Annotated in this window: 15 protein-coding genes and 2 pseudogenes; 9 read left to right on the forward strand and 8 right to left on the reverse strand. The window is 49.4% G+C overall.

The features are described from left to right. Nucleotides 1-357 precede the first annotated feature (357 nt). The 3 genes from KB892_RS30610 (at nucleotide 358) to KB892_RS30620 (ending at nucleotide 2,902) form a co-directional block, all read left to right on the forward strand. The gene (locus KB892_RS30610) at nucleotides 358-1,029 is read left to right on the forward strand and encodes an SOS response-associated peptidase family protein (protein WP_015493079.1); all 672 of its coding nucleotides are present in this window, start codon (nucleotides 358-360) and stop codon (nucleotides 1,027-1,029) included. A gap of 179 nt (nucleotides 1,030-1,208) precedes the next feature. Beyond that, complete coding sequence (umuD, locus tag KB892_RS30615; protein WP_015493080.1) at nucleotides 1,209-1,631, forward strand: translesion error-prone DNA polymerase V autoproteolytic subunit; 423 nt, start codon at nucleotides 1,209-1,211, stop codon at nucleotides 1,629-1,631. Next, the gene (locus KB892_RS30620; protein ID WP_015493081.1) at nucleotides 1,631-2,902 is read left to right on the forward strand and encodes a Y-family DNA polymerase; all 1,272 of its coding nucleotides are present in this window, start codon (nucleotides 1,631-1,633) and stop codon (nucleotides 2,900-2,902) included. The genes umuD and KB892_RS30620 overlap by 1 nt, the downstream gene beginning before the upstream one ends. Nucleotides 2,903-3,037: 135 nt before the next feature. Here KB892_RS30620 and KB892_RS30625 read toward each other — a convergent pair whose 3' ends face one another. Continuing rightward, entirely contained in the window at nucleotides 3,038-4,009 is a 972-nt protein-coding gene (locus KB892_RS30625; protein WP_016479949.1) for a ParB family protein, read from the reverse strand. Then, nucleotides 4,006-5,211 carry an AAA family ATPase gene (locus KB892_RS30630; RefSeq protein WP_015493083.1) on the reverse strand — a complete coding sequence of 402 codons (1,206 nt, stop codon included), beginning with the start codon at nucleotides 5,209-5,211 and terminating at the stop codon, nucleotides 4,006-4,008. The genes KB892_RS30625 and KB892_RS30630 overlap by 4 nt, the downstream gene beginning before the upstream one ends. Nucleotides 5,212-5,573: 362 nt before the next feature. On the opposite strand from KB892_RS30630, the gene KB892_RS30635 reads away from it, so the two are divergent. The 3 genes from KB892_RS30635 (at nucleotide 5,574) to KB892_RS30645 (ending at nucleotide 7,557) form a co-directional block, all read left to right on the forward strand. Then, on the forward strand, nucleotides 5,574-6,206 hold the full coding sequence (locus KB892_RS30635) for a recombinase family protein (RefSeq protein WP_022652286.1): 633 nt from the start codon (nucleotides 5,574-5,576) through the stop codon (nucleotides 6,204-6,206). 53 nt (nucleotides 6,207-6,259) lie between these two features. Beyond that, nucleotides 6,260-6,460 (forward strand): hypothetical protein, encoded by a 201-nt coding sequence (locus KB892_RS30640; RefSeq protein WP_040219232.1) that lies wholly within the window; start codon nucleotides 6,260-6,262, stop codon nucleotides 6,458-6,460. A gap of 146 nt (nucleotides 6,461-6,606) precedes the next feature. Further along, nucleotides 6,607-7,557 (forward strand): Rpn family recombination-promoting nuclease/putative transposase, encoded by a 951-nt coding sequence (locus tag KB892_RS30645; RefSeq protein WP_015493085.1) that lies wholly within the window; start codon nucleotides 6,607-6,609, stop codon nucleotides 7,555-7,557. On the opposite strand, the gene KB892_RS30650 is transcribed toward KB892_RS30645, so the two are convergent. From KB892_RS30650 to KB892_RS30660, 3 genes and pseudogenes are all read right to left on the reverse strand, one after another. Next, the gene (locus KB892_RS30650) at nucleotides 7,554-8,165 is read right to left on the reverse strand and encodes a DUF2913 family protein (RefSeq protein WP_015493086.1); all 612 of its coding nucleotides are present in this window, start codon (nucleotides 8,163-8,165) and stop codon (nucleotides 7,554-7,556) included. The genes KB892_RS30645 and KB892_RS30650 overlap by 4 nt on opposite strands. Then, a complete protein-coding gene (locus KB892_RS30655; RefSeq protein WP_015493087.1) occupies nucleotides 8,162-8,557 on the reverse strand; it encodes a hypothetical protein in 396 nt (131 codons plus the stop codon). Before KB892_RS30655 ends, KB892_RS30650 begins: the two co-directional genes overlap by 4 nt. Before the next feature lie 52 nt (nucleotides 8,558-8,609). Continuing rightward, nucleotides 8,610-9,002 (reverse strand): annotated as a pseudogene (locus KB892_RS30660) (3'-5' exonuclease); the annotation flags it as partial. Nucleotides 9,003-9,070: 68 nt separating this feature from the next. Between KB892_RS30660 and KB892_RS30665 the strand changes: the two are divergent. Beyond that, nucleotides 9,071-10,051 carry an IS5-like element ISKpn26 family transposase gene (locus tag KB892_RS30665; protein WP_000019445.1) on the forward strand — a complete coding sequence of 327 codons (981 nt, stop codon included), beginning with the start codon at nucleotides 9,071-9,073 and terminating at the stop codon, nucleotides 10,049-10,051. Further along, the gene (locus KB892_RS31610) at nucleotides 10,033-10,236 is read left to right on the forward strand and encodes a hypothetical protein (RefSeq protein WP_323129908.1); all 204 of its coding nucleotides are present in this window, start codon (nucleotides 10,033-10,035) and stop codon (nucleotides 10,234-10,236) included. Before KB892_RS30665 ends, KB892_RS31610 begins: the two co-directional genes overlap by 19 nt. On the opposite strand, the pseudogene KB892_RS30670 reads toward KB892_RS31610, so the two are convergent. Both KB892_RS30670 and traM read right to left on the reverse strand, forming a co-directional pair. Then, a pseudogene (locus tag KB892_RS30670) lies at nucleotides 10,194-10,551 on the reverse strand (conjugal transfer protein TrbJ); the annotation flags it as partial. The gene KB892_RS31610 and the pseudogene KB892_RS30670 overlap by 43 nt on opposite strands. 199 nt (nucleotides 10,552-10,750) lie before the next feature. Further along, a complete protein-coding gene (traM, locus tag KB892_RS30675) occupies nucleotides 10,751-11,167 on the reverse strand; it encodes a conjugal transfer relaxosome DNA-binding protein TraM (protein WP_014343494.1) in 417 nt (138 codons plus the stop codon). A 390-nt stretch (nucleotides 11,168-11,557) separates the two neighbouring features. On the opposite strand from traM, the gene KB892_RS30680 reads away from it, so the two are divergent. Then, complete coding sequence (locus KB892_RS30680) at nucleotides 11,558-12,043, forward strand: transglycosylase SLT domain-containing protein (protein ID WP_014343495.1); 486 nt, start codon at nucleotides 11,558-11,560, stop codon at nucleotides 12,041-12,043. A gap of 32 nt (nucleotides 12,044-12,075) precedes the next feature. Here KB892_RS30680 and KB892_RS30685 read toward each other — a convergent pair whose 3' ends face one another. Then, nucleotides 12,076-12,405: a DUF5983 family protein gene (locus KB892_RS30685; RefSeq protein WP_013214015.1), complete on the reverse strand. Its 330-nt coding sequence runs from the start codon at nucleotides 12,403-12,405 to the stop codon at nucleotides 12,076-12,078. Nucleotides 12,406-12,409: the final 4 nt, after the last annotated feature.

A 12,409-nucleotide genomic window follows, 5' to 3' on the forward strand; every position in this document is an offset into this window, starting at 1 on the left:
GTAGTTCTCCTTTCTCAAAGCGGCGCCAGTTACGCCGTGCCGATACGACAGCCGGGCGAAAAGTGGAGAATGCAGGGGCGGTGCCGCAAGCCGCAGCGCAGTGAAAAAGCCCACGCTGGCTGGACGGTTTGACGGCGAAAATTGAGACGGAAAACGACGGGAAGACAGCGGGTAAAGCCTTTGAAATAAACTGCGACCGGGTGAGGACACCGGCAGAGCGAACCCTTGCATTCGAAGCGGCCCGGCTACAGTAGCGGCACGGCGGCCACACGATGGCAGGAACCTGAAAAACGGCCTATTTTCTGAACTGATGAAAACACAGATTTCGCATGCGAAATCTACACCGGAGAAACGATAATGTGCGGTCGGTTTACGCAGTACAACTCCCGCGAGGAGTACCTGGCCTTTCTCGGAGAAGAAGCAGAACGGGACATCCCGTATGATCCGGAGCCCGTCGGCCGCTACAACGTTGCGCCCGGAACCCGTGTATTACTGCTGAGTGAACGCCGCTCGCAGCTGCATCTTGATCCTGTTCACTGGGGTTATGCGCCGGAGTGGTGGAACAAGCCCGCTCTCATCAACGCCAGAAGTGAAACTGCGGCCGGCAGCCGGATGTTCAGGCCACTCTGGGAGCACGGACGGGCCATTGTTTTTGCTGACGGCTGGTTTGAGTGGAAACAGCAAAACGGCGTGAAACAGCCGTTTTTCATTTACCGTAAGGACGGAAATCCGCTCCTGCTCGCTGCCATCGGGAAACCACCTTTTGAGAACGGCAATGACCAGGAAGGATTCCTGATCGTCACGGCCGCTGCGGATGAGGAACTGCTGGACATTCACGACCGGCGACCACTCGTGTACTCACCGGATGCCGCACGTAAATGGCTCAGCGAAAACACAACCGGTAAAGAGGCGGAAGACATTGCCCGTGAGGGCAGTCTTCCCGCCGAAGATTTCACATGGCACCCCGTCAGCCGGGCTGTTGGCAATCCCGGGAACCAGGGCCGGGAACTTATAGAGCCACTGACTTAGCAGACGGTGAGATACCCGGCATCGACTCACAGGGTTATGCACCGTTTCTGTGGATAACCCACTGCCTGTTTTATCTGCCAGAACAATAACCTGGCAGGAACAGGAAAAATTCTCCTTGCAGGACGGGAAATATCTTAAATAACACTGTATGTAAAAACAGGTATTTTAAGAGGTATGCCATGATCCTTTTTGTCACTCCCGCATCAGAGCCAGCACTGTCCACCGCACCACTTTTCACAGAGCGCTGTCCGGCTGGTTTTCCGTCACCGGCCGCGGACTATACCGAAGACGAACTGGATCTGAACGCCTACTGTATCCGTCGCCCCAGCGCGACCTACTTTGTCCGGGCCATTGGCGATTCGATGAAAGATATGGGCCTGCACTCCGGCGATCTCATGGTTGTCGACAAAGCTGAAAAACCCATGCAGGGGGATATTGTCATCGCGGAAACAGATGGCGAATTCACCGTTAAGCGCCTGCAGCTTAAACCCCGTATCGCCCTGCTGCCGATGAATCCCGCCTACCCCACTCTTTATCCGGAAGAACTGCAGATATTCGGCGTGGTGATGGCATTCATACATAAGACGCGGGGTACGAATTGATGTTCGCTTTGGCTGACGTCAACAGCTTCTACGCCAGCTGTGAGAAAGTATTTCGTCCGGACCTGCGTAACAGGCCCGTTGTGGTGCTCAGTAACAATGATGGCTGCGTCATCGCGCGCAGTGCCGAAGCGAAACGGCTGGGTATTAAAATGGGCGTCCCCTGGTTCCAGCTGAAGACGGCACAATTCCCGGAGCCGGTCATCACGTTCTCGTGCAATTACGAGCTCTATGCGTCTATGTCGAACAGAGTTATGTCTCATCTCGAAGAACTGGCGCCGCGCGTGGAGCAGTACAGCATCGACGAGATGTTTCTGGATATCCGCGGTATAGACAGCTGCATCAATTATGAGGACTTCGGCCGGCAGCTGCGCGAGCACGTGCGCTCCGGTACGGGGCTGACAATCGGCGTCGGGATGGGGCCGACCAAAACGCTGGCTAAAAGCGCACAATGGGCGTCTAAGGAATGGCGGCAGTTTGGGGGCGTGCTTGCTCTGACTTCAGGCAATCCAAAGCGAACGGATAAACTGCTCTCACGACAGCCGGTGGAAGAAATCTGGGGAGTAGGTCGCAGGATCTCAAAAACGCTTAATACGATGGGCATCACTACGGCACTGCAGCTGGCGCGCGCGAACCCTGTATTTATCAGGAAGAATTTCAGCGTTGTGCTGGAGAGAACCGTCCGTGAACTCAACGGAGAAAGCTGTATTTCGCTTGAAGAAGCGCCGCCGCCAAAACAGCAGATTGTCTGCAGCCGGTCCTTTGGGGAGCGTGTCACGACGTATGAAGCCATGCGCCAGGCAGTTTGTCAGTATGCTGAGCGTGCAGCTGAAAAACTGCGCGGCGAGCGACAGTTCTGCAGGCACATTGCTGTATTTGTGAAGACGTCACCGTTCGCGGTGAACGAACCGTATTACGGGAATGTGGCCAGTGAGAAGTTGATGACTCCCACGCAGGATACCAGGGACATCATAGCCGCAGCGGTGAAAGCACTGGATCGGATCTGGGTGAATGGCCATCGATATGCAAAAGCGGGTTGCATGCTCAATGATTTCACTCCTACCGGGGTTTCGCAGTTGAACCTGTTCGATGATACTCAGCCCCGAAGCAACAGTAATCAGCTGATGAAAGTCATGGACGGTATTAACCATTCCGGTCTGGGGAAAGTATGGTTTGCGGGACGAGGTATCGCACCTGAGTGGCAAATGAAACGGGAGATGCTTTCACCGGCCTATACAACTCGCTGGTCTGAACTGCCAGTAGCGAAATTATGAGTCACGAAAAGGTTGAAAAACTTGGTGATTTCAGTGTGAAAGAATTTAAAATTTTCCTTTACAATCATAATAATAACATTGAAATCGGCATGGTGAAAAACATAAAAAAAGGATGCTCTCCGGCATCCTTTTCCCTTACTCACTTGACTCAGGAAGTCTTTTCAGAATACGTTTTATTGCATCATCAATCTCCGACTGTGCCTCAGCGGAAATGCGGGAAAACTCATAAACAACCAGTCGCTTCTTTGAATCAGTTTTCTTTCTGGCAAACTGATTGCGATCTGAAAATTCTCTCAGCTTCTCAGTTTGAACCGTTCTGGTAGGGCGGGTTGTCAACGATTTGCTCTCAACCCTGATAGCCGCCAGAATTTTGCTTTTATCAATTGCCGGATAATCTGGCATGGTCTTCAACCGATGTTGAACTTTTTCCATCAGTTCTGTTACGGATGTTTGCTTGTTGTTTGCTTCTTCAGCCAGTTTTAGCAAAAACTGATAATCCGACAAAGAAATATCATTTATCACCGGGAATACTGCAACCATTTCATCTGGCACTGCTGCGGCCTGAAACGCGCGAGTCACTTTCGCCGGAGAGAGATTCTCTTTCAACGCAATCTCTTCTTTCGTCATGCTAGTTCCATAGGTGACTTCAAGTCGTTTCCCCAACTCTCGAAGGCTATGTTCTCTAGCTGTCTGGATATCTTGCGCTAACTGCCGTGCATCGGCGAGTGATATATCATCTTTAGTTACTAGGATTTCGAATTTAACGTTATTAAATATGCAGGCGGCACGGCGTCGGGTCCCATCTAATATCTCAATTCGTCCATTAACCTCCCGTCCAATAGCCGGGAAGAATTGCTGCAGCTTTATCGTCCGGGAAATATCACTAACGGACTCACGCGTAAGCATAGCCTGATCTCGTCCATTGACCGATGCATCAACGAACGTCTTTGATTCAATCTCTCCGCTTAATACAACCGTTTTGACAAATTTGGCCTGCTTGCCGGATTTAAGAGTAAACGTTTTGACATCTCCGTCACCTTCAAGCATACGGGCAAACTCTGAATTGCTATTACCGAGAACTCGCCCACGAGCTAAAACCTTTTTCATTTAGACTCTCCCCGGATGTATTCAATGCGGTCAAAAACTGCTTTCGTAAACCGTTCTGCTTCAGTACGTGCCTTTTTCAACGCTTCAGCACTACCAGGGTATGAAACAGGGTTAGCACTAATAATAGTGTCAAAAGATTCACCACATCGTTCGAATCCATCCAAACGTGGCAGTGACGAGTCCAGAATATTACTTGCATACACTTCGCGGGCCAGGCTATGCGAAGTTTCGTGATCACGCTTATTAGTCATTTTTGACATGAAACCGATACTCGCGCTCAGGCGTGGTTCCACACCTTCGTCTTCAAGACGCTCCAGCATTTCAGGCAAACGTGTCAGATATTTAAGGGTTGAATGGAAATCAACCTGTGCCGGTGGAGTAGGGGTCAGAAGCAAATCACTCGCTGCCAGACCATTCAGAAGGAACGGATCAAGATGGGGGCCAGTATCTATGAAGACAAAATCATAGTCACCAGCGATACGGTCAATAATTGTTTTCCTGAGGACTTCAGAAGGTTTAAGTCCTGGTAAATGTTCTGCTACTAAAGACTCCCACTGGCTCGCCACAAAGCCGTCATCAATAGAAGCAGGGATGACATCAACACCAGGAATAATGGTGGGGCGAATAACTGCTTCTCGCAATGTTTCAACATCGAGATCATTCAGCATTGCCTGAGCAGCTGTTTCAAGGACTGTACCAATGCTATGGGTGTGATCCAGGAACATAGTACTGGAGGCCTGTGGGTCGAGGTCTATTACAAGGATGCGAAGATCATGCCGCAGCAGGTCCTGATGTACACGCAACGCATGTGCAAGAGTAACTGTACTGACTGTTTTTGATACACCACCTTTAAGGTTTACAACGAAAATAACGTAGGGTTCTTTATGGATATCGCGATATTTAGGTATCTGTCGGTGGGCGTAGATATCGATAACATTCTTTATCGTCAGAGCATATTGTTCGACGTTACCAATCTGCTTTTTATTAAATATATAGCCGTCTTCTTCCATTTCTTTCATGGCCAGTTCTACGATACGCCGGCTCAGCTTTGGTAGTTTTGCGACAGCGTTACGAGTATATGTCTGATGATAATCTGTCAGATTAAATTCTTTCCTTTGTTCCTCAATATCCCTACTCATAGCCTGAAGTAAAGCGCTTGCTCTAAGAGCTATGGTACCCACACTACCGTAATCGCGTTTCATTTTTGTCCCCTAAAGATGGAATCCTTGCACATTGATGGCGTAGAAGCTCACGCCATTGTACACAATAAATAATAACGTACAACATATAATGATACGACATTAAATTATTGTACGTTAATACCTACCTATCACGTAGCTCAAAAAGACAACTGAGGCTGTACTCAAAGAAAAAACCGTGAGTCTGTTCAGAGCTTGCATCTGAGCAGGCGAGGGGTTGGACAAGCTCCGTGGGCGCGTCAGCCTGTCACATTGGGGTATGCTCTATATATACCACCCGAAAAAATACCGGCGAATATTATTGTTACCACATAAGTGATACCATCATAAGCAAGACCACTTAAAAGTTACCAGAAGGACAAAATATGTTCGTTTTTGGTTACCTCCGGGCATCCACTTCAGAGCAGAATGCCAGCCGGGCAAAAAATGCACTGAAGGCATTTGCAAACCAAAATGGCCACCGTATTGCTGGCTGGTATATCGACAATGTCTCCGGTACGACAATGAACCGTCCTGAACTGATCAGGCTTCTTGGTGATGCGGAACCTGGTGATGTGATTCTCATTGAACAGGTCGACAGGCTTACTCGACTGGATGATGCAGGCTGGGAGACACTCAGAAAGCAAATCACCGACAAGCAGCTGGCCATCGTCAGTCTTGATTTACCAACCAGCCATCTGGCGCTATCCAGCACAGTAAGTGATGACTTCACCCGAAGCATGCTGAAGGCCGTAAATGGCATGATGCTGGATATGCTCGCCGCTATTGCCAGAAAAGACTACGAAGACCGTCGACGTCGCCAGGCAGAGGGAATCTGTAAAGCGAAAACTGAAGGAAAATACCGGGGCAGGGTGGCCGATGCACAGAAACATGAACTGATACGTACTCTGCGTCTGGCCCACGGAAAATCACTGCGTGAAACAGCCCGCCTGGCTGGCGTATCAAAGATGACAGTAATCAGGGTCTGTAACGGCAATCATAAGCAGGATACTGATTGACGATACTTATTCACGTTAGGTTCAGAACAAACAATTAAGCTTATGGAGCGAATATGGCTGAAAGAATATCTCAAAGAGAACAGGAGTTGTTGGAGGAATTCCTTTGTACTGTTCTGGATGATTTCAGTAAAGGCAGTATAACCCACCATCAGGCTGTCAGCGGTATCGCGACATTATATACAGCTGCCACAGAAGGACGGAGAGAAGAGGCTTTAGAATATCTGAGAGAGGGAAGAAAGTTGCTAAGGCAGTAATTGATGATGAGTAAAGATGGTTTAGGAAGGGGACCGAACCACCCCGGAACGGTCCCCTGAAGGAATGGCAATTCCGTTCACCGCCAATATTAGCTTTTCCCGGGCTGTGATAACATCTCCGGGTCATTTTTCAGAGCCCAGGACTGATGAAGAAGAAACCAGGTACACCCACACCCCATGACGCGACATTTCGCCAGTTCCTGGCGAATCCCGATGTCGCCCGTGACTTCATGATGTTACATCTCCCGGCTGAATTACGCGCGCTGTGCGATTTGACCACGCTGAAGCTGGAGTCCGGTACCTTCGTTGAGGACGACTTACGTCAGTACGTCAGCGACATTCTCTGGAGCATGAAAACCACCACCGGCGATGACGGGTACATCCATCTGCTTCTGGAACACCAGAGTTCGGCGGATAAAAATATGGCCTTTCGTCAGCTCAGATATGCTGTCGCCGCCATGCAACGTCATCTTGAAGCGGGTCATAAAAAACTGCCGCTGGTCATCCCGGTTCTGTTTTACCACGGCAGCCGGAGTCCGTACCCGTTCTCCACGAACTGGCTGGATTGTTTCAGTAACCCGGAACAGGCCGGAAAAGTATACACGACAGGATTCCCGCTGGTTGATGTCACCGTCATCGATGATGATGAGATAATGAACCACAGACGGATGGCCGCACTGACCCTGCTGATGAAACATATCCGCCAGCGGGACATGATGGAACTGCTGGACAGGCTACCCCGGGTAATGGTGGAATGGATTTCCCCCGAACAGGTGCGCGTTCTGATAAACTACATGGTAAATGCAGGTGAAGCGCCTGCACCTGAATTTATGCGGGCGCTGGCAGAGCGTCTGCCGCAACACGAGGATGAACTGATGACCATCGCACAACAGCTTGAACAGATTGGCATCGAGAAGGGCCTGCAGCAGGGTCTGCAGCAGGGCCTGCAGTTAGGTGAACAACGCGGTATTGAAAAAGGCGAGCGCGAAGCCACCCTTAAAATTGCACGAACCATGCTGCAGAACGGAATTGACCGCAATACCGTCATGAAAATGACCGGTCTGACTGAAGACGAACTAGCGCAGATCCGCCACTAATCCCCCTTTCCTGGCACTCCCTGTCCGGCCATCAGAGAATACTGGTGGGGCAGGGAGGCACCAGACTCAGGCTCTGCCTGCCAGCCACAGCGATTAAACACCTTCATCACCCCCACTACGTTACCCGTCAGACGTGCTGTAAGCGGATTTATCTGTCGGCCGCTGTCGTCAAAAGCGACATCGAGGTTGGCCCGTGAGAGATAAATGCCGTTCACGCCCGCACTGAGCGCCACAGCATTTCGGCCTGACCATTCCCGATCGCTCAGCAGACGGTAGTTCCAGTGCATATCTTTCGCTGTTTCCAGAGCATACGTCAGCCGGAACAGGTCGTTCTGCTCGGACAACTCGCCGGTGCAGGAACGCCAGAGGTAATTCAGCTTGCTGGCCAGCTTCGCGCTGACGCCCAGCTGGCGCCTCTGTTTCAACAGCCACTCGATGTCCGGATTTATCTCCCGGGGGAAACGCCGTTGCTTCAGCGCAGTCGCCAGCCAGCGGATGAGAAAGAGATTTTCCTGTGCCGGCGAGAGAACGCCACCCTCCTGCCTGGCCAGCGCAAGCGCCACCAGGGCACACCATGCCAGATGGCCCGATTTTTCTGTCAGCGTCACGGCTTCTCCCGCAAGTCAGAAAAATGATGTAATTCATCCAGCATAATCAGCACACGTCGGCCCGTCTTACGGGGAAACATTCGCCGCATCTCACGCGTCAGCTGCTTCTTCTCCCATCCGTAAGGGAAAATAATGTTGTATTCATTTCTCTCAGCGTAAATATCAGGGCCCGCGACGATACGCGCTACCTCCTTATTCAGACGTTCGCCTCGCCAGCCATAAGCCGCCAGTCGCTTACGGATACGTGCAATGGGAAAACGTTTATCGGAGTGACGGGGGAAGAGTAACGTCCCGTCCTCATTTCGTTTGACGCCAAACATATCCAGAGACTGCTCGATCACCACTGTTCTCGTGGGAAAATGCTCACGCATAGTTTTCATCATATTTTCCATTCCAGACTCCTGAATTAATACCTGCAGCTGTCTGACCAGCCAGAGAGCAGCGTTATCTCCCTGCGCCATCATTCATTTCACACTGGATCTCACGCCAGTATCCGGCAATATTGTTTACCACCCGAGCCGTCATAACTGCGTCAGTGACGGCGGAGTGTGCCTCCCCGGCCCAGCTCAGCCCAGCCTGACTGACAGCGCCGGAAAGCGATATGGTACCGTAGCGATTGGTGGGGCCGTAATACCCCGCTGCAAGTCGCATGGCGCAGTACACCGTCAGAGAGTCCAGCCAGCTGGCACGGTCGTTATGCGCTGCCGCTGTCTGCTTCAGAATGCGCGTATCAAACTCAGCATTGAAAATAACCAGCGGGCGCCGGCCGATATGGTGCTGCAGCTGCTGCGCAATATCGGGCCACGATGGCGCACTGACCAGATCATCGTCACTGATGGAAGGTGCGAACAAGTTCCTGATATGAGATCATCATATTCATCCGGAGCGCATCCCAGAGGGACATCATGAGCCATCAACTCACCTTCGCCGATAGTGAATTCAGCACTAAGCGCCGTCAGACCCGAAAAGAGATTTTCCTCTCCCGCATGGAGCAGATTCTGCCATGGCAGAATATGACCGCTGTCATCGAGCCGTTTTATCCCAAGGCGGGCAATGGCCGACGGCCCTATCCGCTGGAGACCATGCTGCGTATTCACTGCATGCAGCATTGGTACAACCTGAGCGACGGTGCCATGGAAGATGCCCTGTACGAAATCGCCTCCATGCGCCTGTTTGCCCGATTATCCCTGGATAGCGCCCTGCCGGATCGCACCACCATCATGAATTTCCGCCACCTGCTCGAGCAGCATCAACTGGCCCGTCAATTGTTCAAGACCATCAATCGCTGGCTGGCCGAAGCAGGCGTCATGATGACCCAAGGCACTTTGGTGGATGCCACCATCATTGAGGCACCCAGCTCTACCAAGAACAAAGAGCAGCAACGCGATCCGGAGATGCATCAGACCAAGAAAGGCAATCAGTGGCACTTTGGCATGAAGGCCCACATTGGTGTCGATGCCAAGAGTGGCCTGACCCACAGCCTGGTCACCACCGCGGCCAACGAGCATGACCTCAATCAGCTGGGTAATCTGCTGCATGGAGAGGAGCAATTTGTCTCAGCCGATGCCGGCTACCAAGGAGCGCCACAGCGCGAGGAGCTGGCCGAGGTGGATGTGGACTGGCTGATCGCCGAGCGTCCCGGCAAGGTAAAAACCTTGAAGCAGCATCCGCGCAAGAACAAAACGGCCATCAACATCGAATACATGAAAGCCAGCATCCGTGCCAGGGTGGAGCACCCGTTTCGCATCATCAAGCGGCAGTTCGGCTTCGTGAAAGCCAGATACAAGGGGCTGCTGAAAAACGATAACCAACTGGCGATGTTATTCACCCTGGCCAACCTGTTTCGGGTGGACCAAATGATACGTCAGTGGGAGAGATCTCAGTAAAAACCGGAAATAACGCCAGAAATGGTGGAAAAAATAGCCTAAATAGGCTGATTCGATGTGTTTGCGGGAAAAAAATCGGCCCAGATCCGCGAAATTTTAATCAACGAGTCAGCTTGGGAAGAAATGACCTGCTTATTCGCACTTTCCTTAATCGAGAACGTTTCAATAAAAACAGTCCAAAGTGAACCTGCCAACCAAATATTTTTAACAAGTACAGCAGAACCTTCTGAAAACGATTTCAGTTCTGACTGCATCAGTTCCAGTTTGATCTCCAGGGAGAGATCCAGAAACCAGCTTCCCGGTGCTCTGGGTGTATCAAATGCTCCAGTTCCACCAGATGTTAAGAAAATTTTGTCAAAGGTTGGGCTGGTGTGAATTACTTCGCCCCGGGAATCACGAATAAAAGCAGGGCAAGATGAAATATTAAGCATCTCGCGCATAGAATGAATGGAATCTGTTTGACTGCGCACAGCAATATGACTACGATCCTTCGCACACATAGGCGCCTCCTGGAAAGGACACTATGGATAGTTGACGTTCGGGGGGACAAGCCCCGGACGTCAACGCTTCAACAAATTTTAGTACAACCCTGTAAGTATTCTATATTCCTTATACTTCCATGTCACTTTTTAAAGCTAGATCATTATTCTTTTTTTACTGCTGAATTAATTACAAACCACCATAAACACACACCAGTTCTTACTCTTCTTCCTGCTCGGGGAAGAAGTGAGAAATAACATCTTTTGCATCTTCTCGAATGTTACTCACCATGCTGCGGAACTCGAATCGTTCATCACCTGTAACATGAGGGCTTAGAGAGCCAATAGCCAAAAGTTTGGATACGGTAAACTGAGTCTTCATGACATTCTCAAGCAAAATCTTATTAAACTCAGTTTGGTTAAACCCTGAATCTTTTCTTTCCATTTGAGCCTCATAAACCCTAAGCCCTAATTCAAGGAGCATCGAAGCGACACTTGAAAAACTGACATCCTTTTCCTTTGCCCCTTCAGCCCTTCGCTTTTCCACTATTGCATTAATTTTCTCTGCAACTTCATCACTAGCATAAGCTTGTACCCTGGCCATATCGGTTCCTTTATTAAAAACAGCATCAAACAAGTTATTATGGCGAGAAGATAACGCGAGTTTACCTTCTTTACAACTCTAAACTTAAGTCTAGAGTCTAAGAAAGTTGCATTACGAGTCATATGGCGACTTAAGTCTAGAGTTAAGTCGCTTTAAATATATGATTATAAAAGAGTGAGTCATAAACGAGTCGCTATAGACTTACCGACGACTTACTACTGACTCACCGGCAACTCACATATATATAAAGAAAAATAACATAATGTAATATAACTACAGTTAAGCCACTGAAGCTAAAGTGAAATCTGCAAAATTTTAATTTTGCGTAGTGTGTGGTGATTTTGTGGTGAGGAGTGCATATATGTTGAGTCTCGGTCTTGGATGGGTTAAGGTTATTCCGGGATTTGGCACGGAGGGGAATTCATGAAGGGAGTAGCGTTTGGTATCATCCTGTCTTTAATACCATTGTCATCAATGGCAGCAGACTGCTTTGATATGGCTGGCAGGGATTACAAAATTGATCCGGATCTCCTGCGTGCTATATCATGGCAAGAATCAGGATTTAAAATTGATGCGATTGGGCGTAATCCTGTTACGGGTTATGGATCAGGCTTGATGCAAATTGACTCGCAGCATTTCAACGAACTGTCGCGATATGGAATAAAACCGGATCATCTTCTTAGCGATGCTTGTCTTAACATCTACACCGGAGCCTATTATCTGGCTCAGGCGTTTAAAAAGTGGGGCGTTTCGTGGGATGCAGTCGGGGCATACAATGCAGGCTTCAAAAAGACCCCGCGCCAGGCAGCAAGACGTTACGAGTATGCGAAGAAGATCCATTACTACTACACGGCTATCAAAGCAAGCAAACGAACTTCTTCTAAAGATCAGAAAATCGCCATGAACTAAAAAGCCTTCTGATATAAGAAGGCTTGAATTTCTTAAAAATCTACGGCATCTATACCTGGATAATAATCGGCATCACTATCAAAATGAAAAAGCAGATACCCACCCTCCCGGTGCATTAGTATAAGAGTTTTGCGTAAAAATTTTGACACCCCACCTCTTTTTAGCGCCAGAAGATGGCGTTTGAAATCATACATCCTTATAACACAACCATAAGGTGTATCATGTATCCACTCTAAGTAACTATCGCAAGTTAGATAATTGGTTGTTGATGAAAGCACCTGAAGAACTCTGATATCACCTTCTTCCATATGTGAAATACTGATACAGACAGCTTTAAATTCAAACATAAGTATTCCCACCATCAAA

It is taken from the genome of Klebsiella sp. P1927, from assembly GCF_018204675.1.
In the GTDB taxonomy this organism is placed as follows: Bacteria; Pseudomonadota; Gammaproteobacteria; order Enterobacterales; family Enterobacteriaceae; genus Klebsiella; species Klebsiella pneumoniae.

Bases quoted from the DNA above. Each gene is read 5' to 3' on its own strand.
- KB892_RS30620 (WP_015493081.1), top strand. From the start codon at position 1,631: ATGTTCGCTTTGGCTGACGTCAACAGCTTCTACGCCAGCTGTGAGAAA.
- KB892_RS30610 (WP_015493079.1), top strand. From the start codon at position 358: ATGTGCGGTCGGTTTACGCAGTACAACTCCCGCGAGGAGTACCTGGCC.
- KB892_RS30625 (WP_016479949.1), bottom strand. From the start codon at position 4,009: ATGAAAAAGGTTTTAGCTCGTGGGCGAGTTCTCGGTAATAGCAATTCA.
- KB892_RS30645 (WP_015493085.1), top strand. From the start codon at position 6,607: ATGAAGAAGAAACCAGGTACACCCACACCCCATGACGCGACATTTCGC.
- KB892_RS30635 (WP_022652286.1), top strand. From the start codon at position 5,574: ATGTTCGTTTTTGGTTACCTCCGGGCATCCACTTCAGAGCAGAATGCC.
- KB892_RS30685 (WP_013214015.1), bottom strand. From the start codon at position 12,405: ATGGTGGGAATACTTATGTTTGAATTTAAAGCTGTCTGTATCAGTATT.
- KB892_RS30680 (WP_014343495.1), top strand. From the start codon at position 11,558: ATGAAGGGAGTAGCGTTTGGTATCATCCTGTCTTTAATACCATTGTCA.
- umuD (WP_015493080.1), top strand. From the start codon at position 1,209: ATGATCCTTTTTGTCACTCCCGCATCAGAGCCAGCACTGTCCACCGCA.
- KB892_RS30655 (WP_015493087.1), bottom strand. From the start codon at position 8,557: ATGGAAAATATGATGAAAACTATGCGTGAGCATTTTCCCACGAGAACA.
- KB892_RS30665 (WP_000019445.1), top strand. From the start codon at position 9,071: ATGAGCCATCAACTCACCTTCGCCGATAGTGAATTCAGCACTAAGCGC.
- KB892_RS30630 (WP_015493083.1), bottom strand. From the start codon at position 5,211: ATGAAACGCGATTACGGTAGTGTGGGTACCATAGCTCTTAGAGCAAGC.
- KB892_RS30640 (WP_040219232.1), top strand. From the start codon at position 6,260: ATGGCTGAAAGAATATCTCAAAGAGAACAGGAGTTGTTGGAGGAATTC.